Here is a 492-nt window from a genome sequence, read left to right as displayed (position 1 = left end):
CCCGGTGGAAGCTGCGTTCCTGAACGCGCTAACAGAACTGGATCGACTGCGAAGCCGACTCCGCTACATCAAGAGCTTGGTGCTAGCCTAAGCCATAACCCAGATTCCGCAAGGTTTAGGGGTTTTTCATTTTGTGCTTGACACGGCATTCGTCTTCTGTATAATACGCGCATCTAATACGTGCGGAGGCAGTATGCGTGAGGTATCTAGCGCCCGCGCCCGTGAACTGGGTGATCAGGTGCACAAGTTGCAGCAACGAATGCGTGATCTTCGTAAAGAACTCGAAGAGCTGAAGGGCCAGCACGCCGTGTACACCCGACGACTGGTTGACGCGATGGGCGGCGAAGAGGCATACTTCGCATCGTCCGATGGTTTCATCAAGGTAGTCGAATTCGACTACGAGGCTGATCCTGAGGACCAAGACGATCTCGACATTCCGGCTATGATCGCGATGATACGCGCAGCTCGTCGTCGAGTTCCACTCAAACAGTG

The 492-nt window shown here is 54.3% G+C and carries 1 protein-coding gene; it reads left to right on the top strand.

The window, feature by feature from the left end:
- Positions 1–193: 193 nt before the first annotated feature.
- On the top strand, positions 194–492 hold a 299-nt coding region (locus tag AC1RPN_RS08290), incomplete at its 3' end, for a hypothetical protein (protein ID WP_481763732.1).

The organism is Dellaglioa sp. CoH-57-MRSF-20, assembly GCF_056781955.1.
This window is presented reverse-complemented; position numbering and strand designations above follow the sequence as displayed.